The 19,330-nt window shown below is 61.1% G+C and carries 13 protein-coding genes; 4 read left to right on the forward strand and 9 right to left on the reverse strand.

From position 1 onward, the window contains the following. Nucleotides 1–133 precede the first annotated feature (133 nt). A complete protein-coding gene (gene gbcA / locus LCU97_RS12930; protein WP_053156175.1) occupies nucleotides 134–1,429 on the forward strand; it encodes a glycine-betaine demethylase subunit GbcA in 1,296 nt (431 codons plus the stop codon). A gap of 106 nt (nucleotides 1,430–1,535) precedes the next feature. Here the strand turns inward: gbcA and LCU97_RS12935 are convergent, their stop codons facing one another. The 9 genes from LCU97_RS12935 to LCU97_RS12975 all read right to left on the reverse strand — a co-directional run bounded on the left by LCU97_RS12935 (nucleotide 1,536) and on the right by LCU97_RS12975 (nucleotide 17,183). Further along, nucleotides 1,536–2,780, reverse strand: coding sequence for a metallophosphoesterase (locus LCU97_RS12935; protein ID WP_232776690.1), 1,245 nt, complete (start codon nucleotides 2,778–2,780; stop codon nucleotides 1,536–1,538). Nucleotides 2,781–2,807: 27 nt separating this feature from the next. Continuing rightward, entirely contained in the window at nucleotides 2,808–4,676 is a 1,869-nt protein-coding gene (locus LCU97_RS12940; protein WP_053156169.1) for a c-type cytochrome, read from the reverse strand. Between the two features lie 138 nt (nucleotides 4,677–4,814). Further along, nucleotides 4,815–8,267: a GMC oxidoreductase gene (locus LCU97_RS12945; RefSeq protein WP_053156165.1), complete on the reverse strand. Its 3,453-nt coding sequence runs from the start codon at nucleotides 8,265–8,267 to the stop codon at nucleotides 4,815–4,817. Nucleotides 8,268–9,390: 1,123 nt separating this feature from the next. Continuing rightward, the gene (gene etfB / locus LCU97_RS12950; protein WP_232776692.1) at nucleotides 9,391–10,161 is read right to left on the reverse strand and encodes an electron transfer flavoprotein subunit beta; all 771 of its coding nucleotides are present in this window, start codon (nucleotides 10,159–10,161) and stop codon (nucleotides 9,391–9,393) included. Nucleotides 10,162–10,176: 15 nt separating this feature from the next. After that, the gene (gene etfA / locus LCU97_RS12955) at nucleotides 10,177–11,397 is read right to left on the reverse strand and encodes an electron transfer flavoprotein subunit alpha (protein ID WP_053156158.1); all 1,221 of its coding nucleotides are present in this window, start codon (nucleotides 11,395–11,397) and stop codon (nucleotides 10,177–10,179) included. Next, the gene (gene dgcB / locus LCU97_RS12960; RefSeq protein WP_232776694.1) at nucleotides 11,397–13,346 is read right to left on the reverse strand and encodes a dimethylglycine demethylation protein DgcB; all 1,950 of its coding nucleotides are present in this window, start codon (nucleotides 13,344–13,346) and stop codon (nucleotides 11,397–11,399) included. Before dgcB ends, etfA begins: the two co-directional genes overlap by 1 nt. A gap of 172 nt (nucleotides 13,347–13,518) precedes the next feature. Continuing rightward, nucleotides 13,519–15,579 (reverse strand): dimethylglycine demethylation protein DgcA, encoded by a 2,061-nt coding sequence (gene dgcA / locus LCU97_RS12965; RefSeq protein WP_053156152.1) that lies wholly within the window; start codon nucleotides 15,577–15,579, stop codon nucleotides 13,519–13,521. 15 nt (nucleotides 15,580–15,594) lie between these two features. After that, nucleotides 15,595–16,125: a DUF5943 domain-containing protein gene (locus LCU97_RS12970; RefSeq protein WP_053156148.1), complete on the reverse strand. Its 531-nt coding sequence runs from the start codon at nucleotides 16,123–16,125 to the stop codon at nucleotides 15,595–15,597. Between the two features lie 80 nt (nucleotides 16,126–16,205). After that, nucleotides 16,206–17,183, reverse strand: coding sequence for a dipeptidase (locus tag LCU97_RS12975; protein ID WP_053156145.1), 978 nt, complete (start codon nucleotides 17,181–17,183; stop codon nucleotides 16,206–16,208). A 234-nt stretch (nucleotides 17,184–17,417) separates the two neighbouring features. Here LCU97_RS12975 and LCU97_RS12980 point away from each other — a divergent pair, with 234 nt between their 5' ends. The 3 genes from LCU97_RS12980 (at nucleotide 17,418) to LCU97_RS12990 (ending at nucleotide 19,269) form a co-directional block, all read left to right on the forward strand. Continuing rightward, entirely contained in the window at nucleotides 17,418–17,819 is a 402-nt protein-coding gene (locus LCU97_RS12980; RefSeq protein ID WP_053156142.1) for a lysozyme inhibitor LprI family protein, read from the forward strand. A gap of 142 nt (nucleotides 17,820–17,961) precedes the next feature. Next, nucleotides 17,962–18,423 carry a hypothetical protein gene (locus LCU97_RS12985; protein WP_232776696.1) on the forward strand — a complete coding sequence of 154 codons (462 nt, stop codon included), beginning with the start codon at nucleotides 17,962–17,964 and terminating at the stop codon, nucleotides 18,421–18,423. A 69-nt stretch (nucleotides 18,424–18,492) separates the two neighbouring features. Then, nucleotides 18,493–19,269: a bestrophin-like domain gene (locus LCU97_RS12990; RefSeq protein ID WP_232776697.1), complete on the forward strand. Its 777-nt coding sequence runs from the start codon at nucleotides 18,493–18,495 to the stop codon at nucleotides 19,267–19,269. Nucleotides 19,270–19,330: the final 61 nt, after the last annotated feature.

Genomic DNA, 19,330 nt, shown 5'->3' on the forward strand with positions numbered 1-19,330 from the left:
CGCCCATGGATAAGGTTCCGGCCCTGCGCGGCCCCACACTCGCCCCAACAGACAAACAACGTTTTCTGCCTTGCGTAGCACAACCGATTAGCCATATTTCGCCGGCCACACAGATGGCCATGAGGATAAAACGATGGACGTAACTACAACCCTGAGCCTGGGCGATCCACTGGAACCCGCACGCAAGGCCACCGCACAGATGCTGCAGGAACGCGAGCGCACGTTCTCGCTGCCGCAGCCGTTCTATTGCGATGAGCGCCTGTTCGACATCGACATGCAGGAAATCTTCCAGAAGGAATGGCTGATCGCCGGCATGACTTGCGAGATCCCGACCAAGGGCAACTACCTGACCCTGCAGGTAGGCAAGAACCCGATCATCGTGATTCGTGGCGCCGAAGGCGTGGTGCATGCGTTCCACAACGTCTGCCGTCACCGTGGCTCCCGGTTGTGCACCAGCGACAAGGGCAAGGTTGCCAAGCTGGTCTGCCATTACCACCAGTGGACCTACGAACTGGACGGTCGCCTGCTGTTCGCCGGCACCGAAATGGGCGCCGACTTCGACATGAAGCAGTACGGCCTCAAGCCCGTGAACGTGAAAACGGCCGGCGGTTACATCTTCATCAGCCTGGCGGAAAACCCACCACCCATCGATGACTTCTTGTCCACGCTGAACCACTACATGGAACCGTACGACATGGAAAACACCAAGGTGGCGGTGCAAACCACCTTGATGGAAAAAGCCAACTGGAAACTGGTGCTGGAGAACAACCGCGAGTGCTACCACTGCGGCGGCTCACACCCGGAATTGCTCAAGACCCTGTTGGAATGGGACGACGTCACCGACCCACGCGCCGACCAGGCCTTCAAGGACCACGTGGCCGAATCCGCCGCCGCCTGGGAAGCCGAGAAAATCCCTTACGCCCACAAGAGCTTCGGCCTGCGTAACCGCATCGTGCGCATGCCACTGCTCAAGGGCACCGTGTCGATGACCATGGACGGCAAGCAGGGCTGCGCCAAGCTGATGGGCCGCATCAAGAACCCGGACCTGGGCTCGATGCGCATCCTGCACCTGCCGCACTCGTGGAACCACTGCATGGGCGACCACATCATCGTGTTTACCGTGTGGCCGATCAGCGCCCAGGAAACCATGGTCACCACCAAATGGCTGGTGCACAAGGACGCAGTCGAAGGCGTGGACTACGACGTGGAGCGCATGCGCCAGGTCTGGGACGCCACCAACGACCAGGACCGTCGCCTGGCCGAAGAAAACCAGCGCGGCATCAACTCCACCGCCTACCAGCCGGGCCCGTACTCCAAGACCTACGAGTTCGGCGTGGTGAACTTCGTGGATTGGTACAGCGAGCGTATGCTCAACAACCTGGGAGCTGAGCCGGCGCCGTACCTCAAGGGCGTGCCGGTCCAGGGCTAAAAGCAAAAGCTTCGCGAGCAAGTCCGCTTCCACACGGGATCTTCAGTGCAATGGAGATCCGGTGTGGGAGCGGGCTTGCTCGCGAAGACGGTTCAAGCAGCACCGATCACTTCGAAGACCACCGCACCGACCCATCCTCGCCATAGAACGTCTCTTCGATGTTCTCCCCCACCAACCGCACCTTCACATACCCGTTCAAGACCCGCTCCGGATACGCCGGATCCCCCGCCAACTCCGTCTCCGACCATAGCACCCGGGCGTGCCCGTTCAGCTCGCTGGTGGTGCCGTAGGGAATCGCCCCATGTCCGGCGCAACGTGCATGCAAACCGCCTTGAGGCGCATAGCAGATGCCGTTGTGCAAATGCCCCCAGTACCAGTAGTCCGGCTCGCGCCCGAGGGCGTCGCACACCGGCTGATAAAGCGCAGTCTTGTGGTGTCCGGAAATATCGAAGCCCTGGTGATGACTGAGCACCATCAATTTCTTGCGTATGGGCAGGCCTTTCATCCAGTTGATCTGCTGCTCGTTGAGCGTGCCATCCATGTACAGGTTCATGGCGTCCGAGGCATAGGCGGTGTCCAGACCGACCACCAGCCAGTCGTCGTTGTACAAGGCAAAGTAACTGGTCCCCTGCTGCACGGGGAAGCGCGCCGCCAGTTCCTTGAAATAGCCATGGGCGCCGCTGTACATCTCGTGGTTGGAATTGAGGGTGAACGAGCCATGTTTGCCTTGAGGCCAGCCCGCCATGTCGACATCTTCCTGGGACTGAGTCCCGGCGTAATACACATCCCCCAGGTGAATGGTGAAATCGGCTTGTGCCAACTGCATCTGATTGGCTACGGCCACCGCCGGGGCGTGGCTGTCGAACGGCCCGGTGCCCCAGTCGCCGGCGATGGCCAGGACGACATCGTTGTCCATTTTCACCAAAGCCGGATTGGTCGCGAAGGTCGCATGGTGACGCAGGTTCTCGATCCATTTGAGCAGCGCCTCGCTCCACAGCAGGTCCAGCAACTCCCATTTACGACAGCCCAACAAGGTGCCGTCCTTGAGCACACGGGTCGGCAATTCGTCCTCGCTTTGCGGCAAGGGCGTGGCGTTGCCGATCTTCAGGATCGACAGACCGTGGGCCAGTTCCCATGGGACGGCCGGTTCGTCATCCGGCAGGTCACCGTGCTCGATGACGTGCCGGGCCTGGTCATGACCCCGTTGCAACAGTTTGACGATGGCCTGGAACTCCTCGGGCTCCAGGTCGTTGACGAGTTTTTTCCAGGACATTTCCAGGCGCGTCACCAACCCGTGCAACCGGACCTTGACCTTGTCGAACTCATGTTCCAGATGATGCAGTAATGACATGTGAACGCTCCTTCGCAATGCCCTGGGTCACAGGGTTTTCATGAACTCGATCAAGGCCCGTTTGTCGGCGTCCGACAGCTGCGTGCCATACAGGTGGCCGCCGTTGTGATTGCCTTCCAGGCGGGTGTCGTATTTGAAATCCGCCGAAGCTTTCATCTGCTCGCCACTGGTGATGAAGCCCACCTTCTCCGGGTCGTAGATGTCGGAGCCGGTGTAGAACACCTGCGGACGTCGTTCCGGCGGCTGCAGCAGATCCCACAAAGTCGGTACCGAGCCGTTATGCAGGTACGGCGCCCGCAACCAGATACCGTCGGTAGGCGTGTTGCTGTAGCTCTGGGTCTTGCGGTAGGCGCCGAAGTCGAACGGCGGTTTCTTGAAGCCGTGGAAAGCCGATACCAGCCCTGTGGTAAAGGAGTTCAGGCGATGGGGATCGGTGCCCAGTTGGTCGATGTTGGTGGTGACCTGCCCGGTGTCGGCGCGACCGAAGTCATGGCAACCGGCGCAGTTCTGCTCCCAGATCGGCTTGCCCTGGGCGACTTTTGCCTGATCCAGGGCGAACGGCCAGGCCGGCGCCTTGTGGCCCAGCAGCCAATTGGTGACCCGGTTGAAACTCGGCGGCAGCACCGATTCCGGCGTCGCACCCACCGCCATGGCCGCGGCGTAGTTACGCTCGTGGATCTTGTTGTTATTGCCGTCCCAGTGCAGGTACATCGACTCCCGGGGTTTCTGGTTCCAGACCTGCGGCAAGTCCACGGTGCCGATGGTGGAATCATCCGGGAAGCCGAACACCACCATCTTGGTCGGGTTGAACGTGTCGGTCCGCCCTGGTCCCTGGGCCGGGCGTAGCTTCTGCCAGGCGTAGGCCTGCTTCTGCTTGATCAGCGCGCTTTTGGCCATCGGGATGATCAGGTAGCGGTTATACAGCTTCTCGAAAAAGCCCAGCTGGAATTTGGCGTTGATCGCCGCCATCACCGCATCGACGGTGAATTTCGGGTCACTGGCGCAGTCGTAGGCAAACCACTGGAAGGCCTGCAGTTGCAGCGTATTGGCCGGTGCGCTGGCGACCGGGATCGCTACGTCAGTGGCATTGGCCCGATAGGAACCGGTGTGGCACAAGGCGCAGTTCGGTTCTACCGTGGGATAGCCGAGCTGCCGCTTGGCCATCCCGATGGGCAGGTCGTTGCCGTTTTCATAGAGGAAACCGAACACCTCGTAGCCACCGGGCTTGGGCATTTTTTCCGGGCACATCTGCGGCAGCACGGCGAACAGGTAATAAGGAATCCGCGCCTCGATGCCCAGCCCGATGGCCGCGTATTTGTAATGGTCCTCATCGGACTTGAAGTCCGGTTGCGGCACCTCTCGTATCATCTGGTACCAGGTCTGGTAGCCGATGAATCCCAGCACCAGTACCACGACCAGCGCACCCACCTTGAAGCCATGGCTTTTCCAGCGTTGCGCCCAACCTGCGCGCCACGCTCGCCACCCGGCGCAAAGCAAGGCCAGCGGGCGATTGGCGACCGGACTGCCCAGGTAGAGCAGGGTCCCCAGCACCAGGAACATGGTCAGGTCGCCCATCAGCATCGGCTTGAACAAAGGCCCCTGGTTATTGGTGTTGATCAGGTAGATCCAGAACACCACCGCCACCAGCCGCGACAGCACGCACAACCACGAATGAATCACGAAACGCGGCGCATTGAACCCGGAGGGCATGTAGAACAGGCTGATCCCCACCAGCAACATGCCGGTGTTTTCCAGCCAGGGATCGGACAACACGGGGGGCAGGCCGAGCATGGACGTCAGCAACGCCGGCGCGAACAACGCCGGAATCGCAAAGACCATGTTCATGACGATCCCCACCCAGATGATGCGTTGGAACCAGCGGATGTAGGTATTCATGGGCATCCTTTTTCCTTGGGCCTATTCATGAGGTGCGGTGCTCTTCAGTCCGCCTTCGCGAGCAAGCCCGCTCCCACAGGAGATCGCGTACCCCTGTGGGAGCGGGCTTGCTCGCGAAACAGTCGACTCGATCCGGCCTCAACCCAGGGCCGTCTTCTCCAGGTGTCCGAGGATGATCGGATACACATCCATCACCGCGTCCTTGCCGAAGATGCAGTCGATATGGCCGTAGCCCGGCACTTCATGGCGGCTGAACAGTTGCGGGCCATGCATGTCGCACAGTCGTTCATAGGTCTTGAGGGTGCTCTGCGGCAGGTAGCATTGGTTGTCGGCACCGCTGATGAAGCAGATCGGCAATTTCAGCCGGTCGAAATGCGGCATGTAGACGTCGTTGCCCTTGAAGTCCACCAGATGCCCCTTACGCACAATCAGCGCCAGGTGTTCGAAGGTGTGCATGTTCGACTCGCCGAACAACTCATGAAGGTTGTCGTGCAGGGTTTCATTGAGGGTGTCGTGGCGATACAGCGAGGCGTACATGAAGGTGATGCGGTGGCAAACCGGGTTGGTGCAGTAGCCCTGGGCCTCGATCCGGGCATAGCCATTGAGGGCCTTGTCATAGAGTTTGTTGAACCAGTTCTCCTTGGTGTCGGCATAGGCCGTCAGTGATTTGATGCCGATGGCGTCGAGCATCCCCGGCAGATGCAGGCCGGCCTTCAGTCCGGTGGCGGTGGCAACCACCGTGTCGGCGGCGATCTGCGAGCAGACCACCGAGCGCACCCCTTGCAAGCCCGCCAGCATCGACATAAAGAAGGTCGTCGCGCCATAGCAATGCACCACGCATTGCACGTCACGGGCCAGGGTCGCCTGCTGGATCTGCTCGATGGCAGCCTTGAAGTCGTACTGGGCCACTTGGTCACCGTTCCATTCCCGCTTGCTGGCGGGCAACAGGATGCTCACCCGCAGGTCCAGCAGCCAGACGTCGTACTCGTGCTTGCACAGGTATTCCAACAGGTTGGTATGGATGGTGTCGGTGGAAAAGATGTTCGAGCCCACACCCAGGCCATGCACCAACATCACCGGGCCCTTGCTGCCCGCCTGGTAACGGGTCAGACGCAGTTGGACGTTGTCTTCTGTCTCGAAGAAATGCACCGTCGGCGCCGGCGCGTCCAGCGGTCGCTTGATGCGCGGCGGCGCATCCGGGTTGAAGTAGATGTCGCCGGCAAACACCCCGCCATAGCTCTCCCACAGGATACCGGCAAAGAACTTGCCGAACCGTGCCAGGGCATCCAACCGTTCGCGCTCGTTACGTGCGTTGAGCACTTTCATAGTGGTCATCTGCTTGGCGAAATCGGCCGGCAGAATGTGCATCACCCCCGAACCGATCACCGCGCCGGTCTTGTCCGGCCCGTGGTAAAGCGTGACATAGAGGGTACTGGTGTCGTGCCAGATGTTCAGCACGCCGTTGTCCTCGGGCACGGTTTTGAAGGCGCTGAAGTAATAGTCGCTGCCGTCCTCGGCGGTCAGTTTCATGTCGTAGTTCATGTGCCGCACGCCGACCTGTTCCTGGTATTGCTCGAACAGATTGAACACCCCATTGCTGGCCACCAGCGGTTGTGGTGAGAGCAGCGGCGCATCGAGGGTGCCAACGATGGTCGCGGCGTGTTCTGGCTCCTTGATCAGGCGATTGAGGTCATCGGCGGTGATGGTCAGCGTAAACTCGATGGGCGAATTGTCCGCCTTGCCACGTTTGGCCGCTGCTTCGTACAGCGTAAGGTCGGTGCCCTGCGGCTGGGTGAACGCCGTAGAGAAAAAGCCCTTCATGGTTTCAGTGAACTGCACCCCGAGGGTAGGCGCCGCCACCGGCTTGCGCGGTGCCGAAGGCAGGGTGTAGTCGATCAGCCAGCCATGATCGGCCGCCAGCAGCGCCATGTTGCGCTCGCTCACCGCCGAAATGGTCAGCAGCGGGTTGACCGCCAGGGAGGTCGGAATCACCGCACCGTCGGCCACGTACAGGTTGGGGTAGACCTCCGTGCCGCTGGCACCGCTGAACACCTGCCCCTTGTGATTGACCACGCCCTGGGTGGCATCCTCACCCATCACGCACCCACCCAACGGGTGAACCGAAACGATGCTGTGCTTGAGCAGCTTGGTCCAGATCGGGTTCTCGACCCAGATCCCGCCCAGCGCCTTGGTGCACTGGTGCAGGCGTTCGTTGCCCAGGGTGACGTTCTCCTGCTCGCCGACGCCGGGCCAGTCGATGCGCAACTGATCCTTGTCGTCGAGCACCATGCGGCCCTTGCCATTGTCGTGGCTCATGATCAGGTAGGTCTGCATGTTATGCAGCGCGCCGTGGTAGGGGCCGCGCAGGAAGCTTTCAGCCTCCCGCCCCTTGTATTTGAGGCTGGCACCGAAGCCGGTATCAGTAGGTACGCCGATCATCTCGGCGAACGCCGCCATGCTCGGCACCATCGGCCGGCCGAGGGCGCCGGGGATCGAGCCTTCTTCGATGACCATGCGGCTGCGCCAATCGCCTTCGGTGCGCATGTCGATGATGGAAGTAATGCATGGCCCCACCGGTTCCAGCTCCTTGGCCGAATGGGCACCGAAACCGATGCCGTTGATGGTCTGGTCGCAGTTGTGGCCGAACCCGAGGATGTCGCCGTTGCCGCTCATGTTTTCGCCCAACTGGTTGGACATCGACAGGCCCTTGTCCCGTGAGCGCAGCATGATTTCCGTGGTGCCCAGGGTGCCGGCGGACACCACCACAATGTCGGCCCGCACGAACAACGTTGGCGCCGAGAACAGCTCGCGGCCGCTGTCCAGGTACTGGAAGTGCACGATCCAGCCGTTGCCGTCGCGCTCCAGGTGGCGCACCTCGGCCTGGCAGAAAATCTCCGCACCGTGGTTCCAGGCATCGGGCAGGTAATTCATCAGTGTGGTGTTCTTGGCCTTGTTGTTACAGCCCGAGACGCAATCGCCACAACCGTTGCATGGCAATTGTTCGACGCCGACGTGGTTGAGGTTGTTGGGCAACTTGTCGAACGTCACGTTGATCGGCGGCTTGTAGAAATGTGCGCTCTGTTTGAGATAGTCGGCCGATTTGCTGTGGGCATCGAGCTTGGGCAGGTTTGGCTCCGAGGCCGGATAGGCGTTGGGCTTGAGCATCTCGCGAGCCCGGGCATAGCCTTCCTTGAGCAACGTGTCTTGATGGTCACGTACCGCCTGTGGCCAGCGCGGATCCTCGAACACACCAGGTTCTGGCTCCAGCGAGACGTTGGCATTGATCAGCGAAGTGCCACCCAGGCCGCAACCGACCACCACGTTCTGCTGAGCATTGACGTGCAGGTCGTACAACCCGGTTCGCGAGCCAATGTGACCGTCCGGGTCATGGACCTGCAACTCCTCGGTGGCCGCGAGCATGGTGTTGGGGTACTCGCCGGGCTGGATTTCCCGGCCACGCTCCAACAGGCACACCTTGCGTCCGGCCCGGGACAGGCGCGAGGCGGCAATGCCGCCGCCATAGCCTGAACCGATGACGATCACATCGTAATGTTCCTGGATTTGGCTGATGGGGGTCGATATCCGTGTCATGTTCAAGTCCTCTCAGGCGGAAGGGGCAACTCTGCGGTTGCCTGTCGATCAGGCGTACAGACGCCTGGCCACTCTCTCTTCGGGATTGAGCGGCAGTCAGCGGTGCTACAGGGGAAAAACCAGGTGCGTATCGACGCGCTATAGCCGTGCACGCTGATGAATGGCGCGCCGTCGGGGTAACAGGGTGGGAGGCGTCGGGACGCACTTCACAGGAAGGTTCGGGCAAAAACGGGAGAGCGGGTTATCCATCATGTGTTCTCCCTGAACCTGACATGGATATAAGGTAGCGATGTCCTTGTGCCATTGGAGTGAAGACAGGCGACAGCGCCCCGTCAAGGCAGTTCCTTAGAACTGTATGAAATTTGATCTATCGCGGTTTGAACTAAGCCAGCCGGGCTCCGCAGCCTTTGGCAAACAAGTTATCCACAAGCCCACCCACAGCTATTGGGGAAAAGTGCGTCTTGTTGAGCAATATCCTGATCGACAGAGCCTTGAAAGCTATGAATTATGAACAGGCGAGCCGTTGACTGCGCGCAGATCAATTTTTGATCATTCCCGCTAACGCCTTGAATGGCTTGGCTTACAGGACATAGCGAACACCTTATCCACAGAAGCACCAACAGCGTTTGGGGGTAATTTTGACGTTTCTGTGGAAAACCGCCGTGACGGTCTATAAGCCATGGAAATGTTATGTGATTTCAGAAAAACCGAGGCAATTGATCATTAAATAAACAACTCTCTGCAACCCCCGTTTCACAAGGCCTGGAGACGATAGCGAACATCTTATCCACAGAAGCGCCAACAGAGATTGGGGGCAAGTCGGAGCGGTTTAAGTCACCTGCCAATCAGAAAACCTCAGTAAAAAACCGTCAGTTAGGCTGGTTATTTTTTGAGCGCAGGCTTGAAGGGCTTGATTGGCGTGGGGTGTGGCGATGGACGAACAGGTTATCCACAGTGGGGCGCACAGGTATTGTGGGAAACTTTGCCAAGGTTGTGGGTAAATGAGTTTCCCTGTGGAAGCGGATTTGCTCGCGAAAGTGACGTGTCAGGCAACATCTTCCTGGCTATTACCACACTTTCGCGAGCAAGCCCGCTCCCACAAAGACTCGCAGAGATTCCGAAGCTAGCGAACGACGCCTTCTTCAATCAGCAGCTTGAGAATCGCCTCGGCGCCTGCTTCGGGGCTGACGCCCTTGAGCACCTGCCCGCCTCCGCCGCTGGCCTTGGCCGTGGCGGCTTTCATGCGGTCGGCGCCGCTCTTGGCCTTGATTACTTTCAGGCGCTTGGGCCGTGGTTTGGCCGGTTGCAGAGTGGCCACTGCCAGCAGAGTATCGTCGATCACTTCGACTTCCTCGGCGTGCAGCACGCCCCGTCTGGCCGGGCCATAGGCGCTTTGCCGAGGTTTGGGCGCGGCGTTATCCACAGTTGCCAGGAAAGGCAGGCGCACCTTCAGGCGGCGGCGCTGCCCTCTAGGCAAGGCTTGCAGCACCAGGGCCGCCCCATTCTCGATGGATTCCACCTGGGCCAGCCCTACCACCAGCGGCCAACCGAGGTTTTCCGCCAACAGAAACGGCAGCATGCCCGAGCCCTCGCCGGTCTCCGCCTGACTGCCGGTGAGCACCACCTGGGGCGCGGCGTCGCGCAGGTAATCGGTCAAGGCCGGCAGCGCGTCGGCGCCCGTCGGGTTTTCCAGCACGTGAAGTTCGTCCAGGCCCATACCCAGGTAAGCGCGCAGGGCCGGTTCGGCGACATCGCCCGCATGCAGCACCTGCAAGTCGTTGCCAGCCAGTTGCAGGCCCAGCTCCACGGCGCGGGCGTCCTGCTCGGCGCGCCGAGGGCGACCGGAGGTCGGGTGGGCGCCAATGGACACGAGGCTGATCACTTGAGTCGTCATGGTTGAATCCTTAGCTTAAGCCGCATCGCGTTTGGCTTCGTTGCGGTAAGCCTCTACCGCCGCGATCAGGGCATGGAAAATCGCCGTACTGTCGCCGATCACCGACAAATCCGCCCGTTTGATCATGTCGCAGCCCGGATCGAGGTTGATTGCCACCACCTTGTCGCAGGCACCGATGCCTTGCAGATGCTGGATCGCCCCGGAGATGCCCACCGCAACATAGACCCGCGCCGTGACCCAGGTGCCGCTGGCGCCGACCTGGCGGTCGCGGGCCATGAAGCCATCGTCCACCGCCACCCGCGACGCGCCTTCGGTTGCGCCCAAGGCTGCAGCGGTCTGATGGAACAGTGCCCAGTCCTTGACCCCGTTGCCGCCAGAGAAAATGAACTCGGCTTCGGCCATCGGGATCGCGCCCGGATCCACCGCCACCGCGCCGAGATCTTCGATGCGCGAAAGGCTGCGGGCCACGCTTGTGGATAACTCCACCGGCAAGGCTTCGTGACGGGTTTCGCTGACCGGCTCGGCACATTCGGCCGCTGCCAGGATCAACCGGGCCAACGGCCGGGCCAGGTCTTGCAGGCCCGCGCCAGCGCGGCCGATGCACTCCTCGCCCTTGACCTGCCAGACCCGCGTGGCCGGGCGTTCGCCCAGGGCCGCGGCAAAGCGGCGGCCCAGTTCGGCCCCGCCACTGCGACTGTCAGGCAGCAACCAATGACGTGGGTTGAACTGGTTATCCACAGCCCGCAGGCCCTGGACCCGTTGTTCCGGTGCATAACCGCTGAATTCTTCGCCTTCCAGCACCAGCAGGCGGTCGACACCGGCCGTGGCGAATGCATTTTCCTTATGCTCACCGAAGACCACCGCCAATACCGCACCATCGGAACCGGCCAATTGGTGGGCCAGGCCCAGCAGATCGCGGTCGTGACTGCTCAGGCGCCCACCGACCATGTCGGGCACGACGCTGATGTAAAACGCCGGTTGCGGCACCTGATGCAGCGGCAGTAGCACTTCAGTGGCGGCGCTGCGCTTGGTGGTCCCGCCCTGCTGAGCGCCGCTGCGGTCGATCCGCTTGATGCCGTTGGGACCGATGAAACCCACCCCATGGACATTCTTGCGGACGATGCCGTTGGGCCCCATCCAGCTGTGTTGTACCGGTTGCATGGCCGCATGCAATGGATGCAGACGGTTGCGGGCGATCCGCTCGGCGCGAGGGTCGCGACGGATGATGTCGCTCATTAATGCACCTCCGCAGGTTCACGTTTGGCCGAGGCCATGGGCTTGGTCGGTGCCGCATCTTCGAGCAATGCATCGGCCACCAGCTCGGCGATGTCCTTGATCATCGGGCGAGGCTCGACCACGCCTTCGAGCATTGCGGTGCATTGTGGACAACCCACGGCCACCAGCTCGGCACCGGTTTCGCGGATGTCTTCCATGCGCATGTCGGGGATACGCTGCTTGCCCGGAATGTCGGTGATCGGCGCGCCGCCACCGCCACCGCAGCAGCGGGAGCGGAAACCGGAGCGCTGCATTTCCTTGACCTCGATACCCAGCGCACGCAACACCTGGCGCGGCGCCTCGTATTCACCGTTGTAGCGGCCCAGGTAGCACGGGTCGTGATAAGTCACGCTGTCGCCCTTGTGCTGGCCAAGGCTGAGAGCGCCGGCGTCGATGATTTCCGCCAGGTAGGTGCTGTGGTGTTGCACCAGGTAGTTGCCATCGAAGGCGCCGTATTCGTTTTTCAGCACATGGAAGCTGTGGGGGTCGCAGGTCACGATGCGGTTGAAGCGGTACTTGGCCAGGGTCTGGATGTTGCGCTTGGCCAGGAGCTGGAACGTCGCTTCGTCACCCAGGCGTCGGGCCACGTCGCCGCTGTCGCGCTCTTCGAGGCCGAGCACGGCGAAGTCGATGTTTGCCGCCTTGAGTACTTTGACGAAGGCCCGCAGGGTGCGTTGGTTGCGCATGTCGAAGGCACCGTCGCCGACCCAGAACAGCACGTCGGTGGCTTTCTTCTCGCTGAGCAGGTTCAGGTTCAGGTCCGCCGCCCAGTTCATCCGCCCGCCCGGGGCGAAGCCACCCGGGTTGTCGGTGGCGATGAGGTTTTCCAGGACCTCGGCGCCTTTGTTCGGCGTGGCGCCTTTTTCCAGGGTCAAGTGCCGACGCATGTCGACGATGGCATCGACATGCTCGATCATCATCGGGCATTCCTCGACGCACGCCCGGCACGTGGTGCAGGACCACAGCGTCTCGGCGTCCACCAGGCCGTTGACGATCGGCTGATGAGGATTGCCGCCGTGCTCGCCCACCGGCTTGCCAGGGTACGGGCTACCGGCGAATTTGGCATCGGTGCCGCCGGCCAGGCCGACGACCATGTCCTGGATGAGTTTTTTCGGGTTCAGCGGCTGGCCGGCGGCGAACGCCGGGCACGCGGCTTCGCATTTACCACACTGCACGCAGGCGTCGAAGCCGAGCAGTTGGTTCCAGGTGAAATCCTTGGGTTTCTCCACGCCCAGCGGCGCGGCAGGGTCGTTCAGATCCAGCGGCCTGAGACCGGTGGAGCGACCGCCACCAAAGCGTTCGGCGCGACGGTGCCAGGCCAGGTGCAGGGCACCGGCGAAGGCATGCTTCATCGGCCCGCCCCAGGTCATACCGAAGAACAGCTCCGAGACGCCCCACAGCACGCCAATCCCCAGGATTGCCGCCAGCAGCCAGCCGCCGAAATTCTCCGGCAGGATACCGGCCACCGGCAGGGTCACCAGGAAAAACGATGCCGAGAACGCCAGCAGGCTTTTCGGCAGGCGCATCCACGGGCCTTTCGACAGACGCGACGGCGGATTGCGCCGACGCAGGTAGACGAAGATCGCGCCGACGAACATCACCGCCGACATCAACAGCAGTGCGTAGCCGAGGAAGCGGTTATGCAGGCCAAAACCGTGCACCAGGATCGCCAGCACGATGGACGCCACCGCACCACCGGCCGTGGCAACGTGGGTATTGGCAATGTACTTGTCCCGCGCCACCACATGGTGCAAGTCCACCATGTAGCGCTTGGGCATCGCGAAGAGGCCGCCGATCAAGTCGACCTTGGACGGCCGGCCACGGCGCCACATGTTTACCCGGCGCAAAGCGCCGAGGACCGCTAGGCCCAGGGCGGCGAAGAGCAGGATGGGGAGAAGGGTGTTCAACATAGGTGAAGCTCCCAAAGACCTCAGGGTCTTGCAGGCACAGAAACCTGAATGTCTTGCTCGATTCCTGTGGGAGCGGGCTTGCTCGCGAAGGCGGACTCACATTCAACATCGATGTCGACTGGTCCACCGCTTTCGCGAGCAAGCCCGCTCTCACAGGGTTATCCACAAGCCGTTAGAAATCCTTGCACAACCGCAGGGCGTCATAGATGGCCGCGTGGGTATTACGCTGAGCCACGCAGTCGCCAATGCGGAACAGCAGGTAGCCATCGCCGCTCTGCTCCAGGCACGGTTGAGGCTTGATCGCGAACAAGGCTTCGACATCGATCTGGCCCTTGTTGCGCGAACCTTCCTTCAGCGCGTAGTAGATCTCTTCATCCGGCCGTACGCCGTTCTCCACCACCACCTGGTCCACCACGCGTTCTTCCTTGGCACCGGTGTATTCGTTCTCCAGCACCGCCACCAGCTTGTCGCCTTCGCGGTAGACCTTCTCCAGCATCATGTCCCCGGTCATGATCACTTCTTTGGGGTACATGCTGCGGTAGTAGGTGGGGAACGAGGTGCCGCCAATCGCAACGCCCGGCTTGATGTCGTCAGTGACGATCTCGACCTGGCTGCCCTTGTCGGCCAGGAAGTCGGCCACCGACATGCCGGTGAACTCGCAAATGGTGTCGTAGACCAGTACGTTCTTGCCCGGCGCAACCTTGCCATCGAGCACGTCCCAGCTGCTGACCACCAGCCCTTCGGCGGCGCCCCAGTGTTCGTTCTGCTCCAGGTTCGGATGCCCGCCGACGGCTAGCACCACCACATCCGGACGCAAATCCATGATGGTCGCCGCGTCAGCCGCCACGCCCAGGCGCAGGTCGACTTTCAGCCGTGCCAGCTCCAGTTGGAACCAGCGGGTGATACCGGCAATCTGGTCCCGTTGCGGCGCCTTGGCGGCCGTGGTGATCTGCCCGCCGATGAACTCCTTCTTCTCGAACAGGGTCACGTCGTGGCCACGCTCGGCCGCCACGCGAGCGGCTTCCATACCCGCCGGGCCGGCACCAACCACCACCACCTTGCGTTTCGGCCCGGTGGATTTCTCGATGATGTGCGGCACGCCCATGTATTCACGGGAGGTCGCGGCGTTCTGGATGCACAGCACATCCAGGCCCTGATACTGACGGTCGATGCAGTAGTTGGCGCCGACGCATTGCTTGATCTGGTCGACCTGGCCCATCTTGATCTTGGCGATCAGGTGCGGGTCGGCGATGTGGGCGCGCGTCATGCCGACCATATCGACGTAACCGCCTTCCAGGATCCGCGTGGCCTGGTTCGGGTCTTTGATGTTCTGTGCGTGCAGCACCGGAACCTTGACCACTTCCTTGATACCGGCGGCCAGGTGCAGGAATGGCTCCGGTGGATAACTCATGTTCGGAATGACGTTGGCCAGGGTGTTGTGGGTGTCGCAACCCGACCCCACCACGCCGATGAAATCCAGCATGCCGGTGTCGTCGTAATACTTGGCGATCTGCTTCATGTCTTCATGGGACAAACCATCCGGGTGGAACTCATCCCCGCAGATGCGCATGCCCACGCAGAAATCGTCGCCCACTTCGGCGCGCACGGCTTTCAGTACTTCCAGACCGAACTTCATGCGGCCTTCGAAGCTGCCGCCCCATTCGTCGGTCCGCTTGTTGACCCGCGGGCTCCAGAACTGGTCGATCATGTGCTGGTGCACAGCGGACAGCTCGACGCCGTCCAGGCCACCGGCCTTGGCACGACGAGCTGCCTGGGCATAGTTGCCGATCACCCGCCAGATTTCTTCCGGCTCGATGGTCTTGCAGGTAGCACGGTGCACCGGCTCACGCACGCCGGACGGCGACATCAGGGTCGGCCAGTTGAAGCCGTCCCAACGCGAACGACGCCCCATGTGGGTAATCTGAATCATGATCTTGGCGCCATGCTTGTGCATGGCGTCGGCCAGGTTCTGGAAGTGCGGAATGATGCGGTCGGTGGACAAGTTCACCGAGCTCCACCATTCCTGCGGGCTGTCGATGGCGACCACGGAAGAGCCGCCGCAGATCGCCAGGCCGATACCGCCCTTGGCCTTCTCTTCGTAGTACTTCACGTACCGGTCGGTGGTCATGCCGCCGTCGGTCGCATAAACCTCGGCGTGGGCGGTACTGAGGACGCGGTTGCGGATGGTCAGTTTGCCGATCTGGATCGGCTGGAACATTGCTTCAAAAGCCATGGCGCGATCCTCGACTTACAACGGCTTGACGATGAACAGGCCGTCGTCGTGGCCTTCTTCGGAACCGCCGTAGACCTGCTCGGCCACGGTGCGGATCGAACTGCCGCGGGCGGCGAGGATCTGGTCCATGGCACCGGCGAACCAGCCGGTGAACATGTAGTCGACCTTGCGCCCGACTTTGCCGTACACGTAGACGAACGCCGAGTGTTCGAGCTTGACGCTGGCAGTGCCTTTGTCCAGGTCGATGTCCTGGATCTTGAACAGACCCCAGCCACGCTGCGACAGGCGCTTCATGTAGTGCTCGAACACCGCGACGCCTTCCAGGCCGTGGCATTCGGCTTCTTTCTCGCACCAGTGCCAGGCAGACTTGTAGCCGGCCTTGTAGAGGATTTCGGCGTAGGCTTCGGCGCCCAGCACTTCCTCGATCCCCATGTGGTTGTTGACGAAGAAGTGACGCGGCACGTAGAGCATCGGCAGGGCGTCTGAGGTCCAGACACCGGTTTCGCTGTCGACTTCGATAGGCAGTTGAGGGGCGATTTTAGCCATTGAAACTTGACTCCGGAAATTCGTGATGTTGCCCGCGGCGCGGATGGCCGCAGGTAAAGGATTCGGTGCAGCAGCGGCGTTTATTCGCCCCAGACGTCTTTCAAAACGTTCACCCAGTTCTCACCCATGATCTTGCGTACCACCCGCTCGGAATGACCACGCTTGAGCAGCGTCTCGGTGAGGTTCGGGAACTCGCCCACGGTGCGGATGCCCAGCGGGTTGATGATCTTGCCGAAGTTGGTCAGGCGGCGGGCGTAGCCCTTGTCGTGGGTCAGCATCTCGAAGAACGCCTGATCGTGACCCTGGGTGAAATCGGTGCCGATGCCGATGGCGTCTTCGCCAACGATGTTCATGGTGTATTCGATGGCTTCGGCGTAGTCGTCGATGGTCGAATCGATGCCCTTGGCCAGGAATGGCGCGAACATGGTCACACCGACGAAACCACCATGATCGGCGATGAATTTCAGTTCTTCATCGGACTTGTTGCGCGGGTGTTCCTTCAGGCCGGACGGCAGGCAGTGGGAATAGCAGACCGGTTTCTTCGATTCGAGGATGACCTCTTCGGAGGTCTTGGAACCGACGTGGGACAGGTCGCACATGATGCCGACACGATTCATCTCGGCGACGATCTCACGACCGAAGCCCGACAGACCACCGTCGCGCTCGTAGCAGCCGGTGCCGACCAGGTTCTGGGTGTTGTAGCACATCTGCACCACACCGACGCCGAGCTGCTTGAAGATCTCGACGTAGCCGAGCTGGTCTTCGAAGGCGTGGGCATTCTGGAAGCCGAAGATAATGCCGGTCTTGCCCTGCTCCTTGGCCCGACGAATGTCGGCGGTGGTTTTCACCGGAATCACCAGGTCACTGTTTTCGCGGATCAGTTTCTGGCTGGCGGCGATGTTGTTGATGGTGGCCTGGAAGCCCTCCCACACCGACACGGTGCAGTTGGCCGCCGTCAGGCCGCCCTTGCGCATGTCTTCGAACAGGTCACGGTTCCATTTGGCAATGATCAGCCCGTCGATAACGATGCTGTCGGCGTGCAATTCGGCTGGGCTCATCAGGCAGTCCCCTTTTGTCAGATTTCATGCGCCGAATCGTGTGCCGGCGCTTTGGGGCCAGCATATGCCTGAGGGCCGTGGCGACCGGGTGCAAAAACGACAGGGGAATTGCCGAAAGCGTCAATCGGCGACAAAGGGCAGTGACGGGCCTGCCCACACCGTCTGTTCTTTGCCCGACGCTTGCGCCAGAATCCGCCGCACCACTGGCTTTCACTGGACTCGAGCGGCAGCGCAATGAAATCAATCTTCCTGGCTTTGGCACTGATCAGCACCGTCGCCCATGCGACAGAAGACACCGAACCGAACCCTTGCGACGCCGTCGAAAACGACGTCCAGACCCTGGCCTGCTCGGCCTATGGCAGGGCAGCCGCCGAACAATTGCTCAACGAAAACCTGCAAAGCCTCAACGAACGCCTGCAAACCCGCTACGCCAGTGACAAGACCAAACTCAGCGACATCACCGGCAAGATCAAGGCAGCCCAGCAACTGTGGCAAAAACAGCGGGACGCCGACTGCGCCATCGCCGCCTTCCCGGCCAGACCCGGCAGCGACGCCTACAAAATCGCGGAAAACGACTGCATGGCTCAGGTGAGCGATGACCGGTCGGAGTTTCTGGAGTCGATCGGGCAGGAGTGATGACGGGGCGCTATTCAGCATTAACCACAGGCCAGTAGCCGCCTACTGTCAACTCTGACAGTAGGCGGTCCAAACAGAGAAGCCTAGGATCGGCACGTGACAGGAGTTCACGTACTTCGGCCTAATTGCCAGGGAGCTGATCATGCTGACTCAATATATTCTTCCCCAGACCCGGAAAAACCCCTCATCCGGCAGTGCTGTCGCTCAGCTGGAAGACGGTACGCCGTTCCAGTCCACTCTCATCAATTTTGCCTACGACTATTACACGACGGACCGAAAGCTGCGCCTGACCCTTTCCGCCGTCCAGGTGCCGGACGACACGGCTCCCGAGCGGGTCATTCGCGGTATCGAAATGGTGTTCAACCCAGATGTGACCACCGAGACCCTCATGATCGGAGAGCAAAAGGTGCACGTCACTTACTGGACCATGTGGGCAGAGAACGGCCAGACGCGCTTCCTGACCAACGATGCCGACAACGGCTCCGTCTCTGTGATTTTCAATCATGAGGAAGAAACCTACCTTGGTAGTTTCACTTTCGGCTCAGCCGGAAGCGTTATCCAAGGCAGTTTCTCCATCCAGGGACGGGATAACTTCACCCTTTGAGGCACTCAACGAGCATCGTCGGGTCCAGCCGTATAGACAAGTCGAGCACGACAATCAATGGATTATCGTATGCACGCGCTTACCGTCCTGCCCTTCTACGGCGTGATCATTTTTATCGCCATCATAGTGGGCATCGAGGCTGGTCACCGGATCGGCAATCGCCATCTTGCCCTGGACCCGGAGGGAGCCCGCCAGGGTATTGGAGCGATTGAAGGCGCGGTGTTCGGCCTGTTGGCGCTGTTGATCGCCTTTACCTTTTCCGGCGCCGCCTCGCGCCTGGATCAGCGTCGAGCGCTGATCGTTGCCGAAACCAACGCCATGGGCACCGCCTGGCTGCGCCTGGACCTGTTGCCCGCCAGCGAGCAACCCGGCGTGCGCCAGGCGTTCCGGGACTATGTCGACGCCCGCATCGAGTATTACCGCGATTTGCGCGAGGATCAGGTCGACGAGGCGGCCCATGACCGGGCCAACGCCTTGCAGCGGACCATCTGGAAAAGCACGATCGGCGCCTTGCAGAAGATGCCCACCCCGACGTTGGGAACCAGCCTGCTGCAAGCGCAGAACGAAATGTTCGACATCACCACCACCCGCGCCGTGGCCCACGAAACCCACCCGCCTCTGATCATCTACTTGATGCTGGTGACCATGACCCTGGTCAGCGCCGTGCTGATCGGCTATGGCATGGCCGGCACGGCGCAACGCCATTGGCTGCACAGCCTGGGCTACGCGACGGTCATGGTTTGCGTGCTGTATGTGATCCTGGACTTCGAATACCCCCGCTTCGGTATCATCCGGGTCGATTATTTCGACAAGATCATGCTGGACCTGCGCAGAACCATGGACTGAGGCAAATTCCAGGCGCCCCCGGGTGCCGATGGGGATAGACTTGCGGTCCAGACCTCACATC

The sequence above is a fragment of the Pseudomonas uvaldensis genome (genome assembly GCF_021271205.1).
GTDB lineage: Bacteria > Pseudomonadota > Gammaproteobacteria > Pseudomonadales > Pseudomonadaceae > Aquipseudomonas > Aquipseudomonas uvaldensis.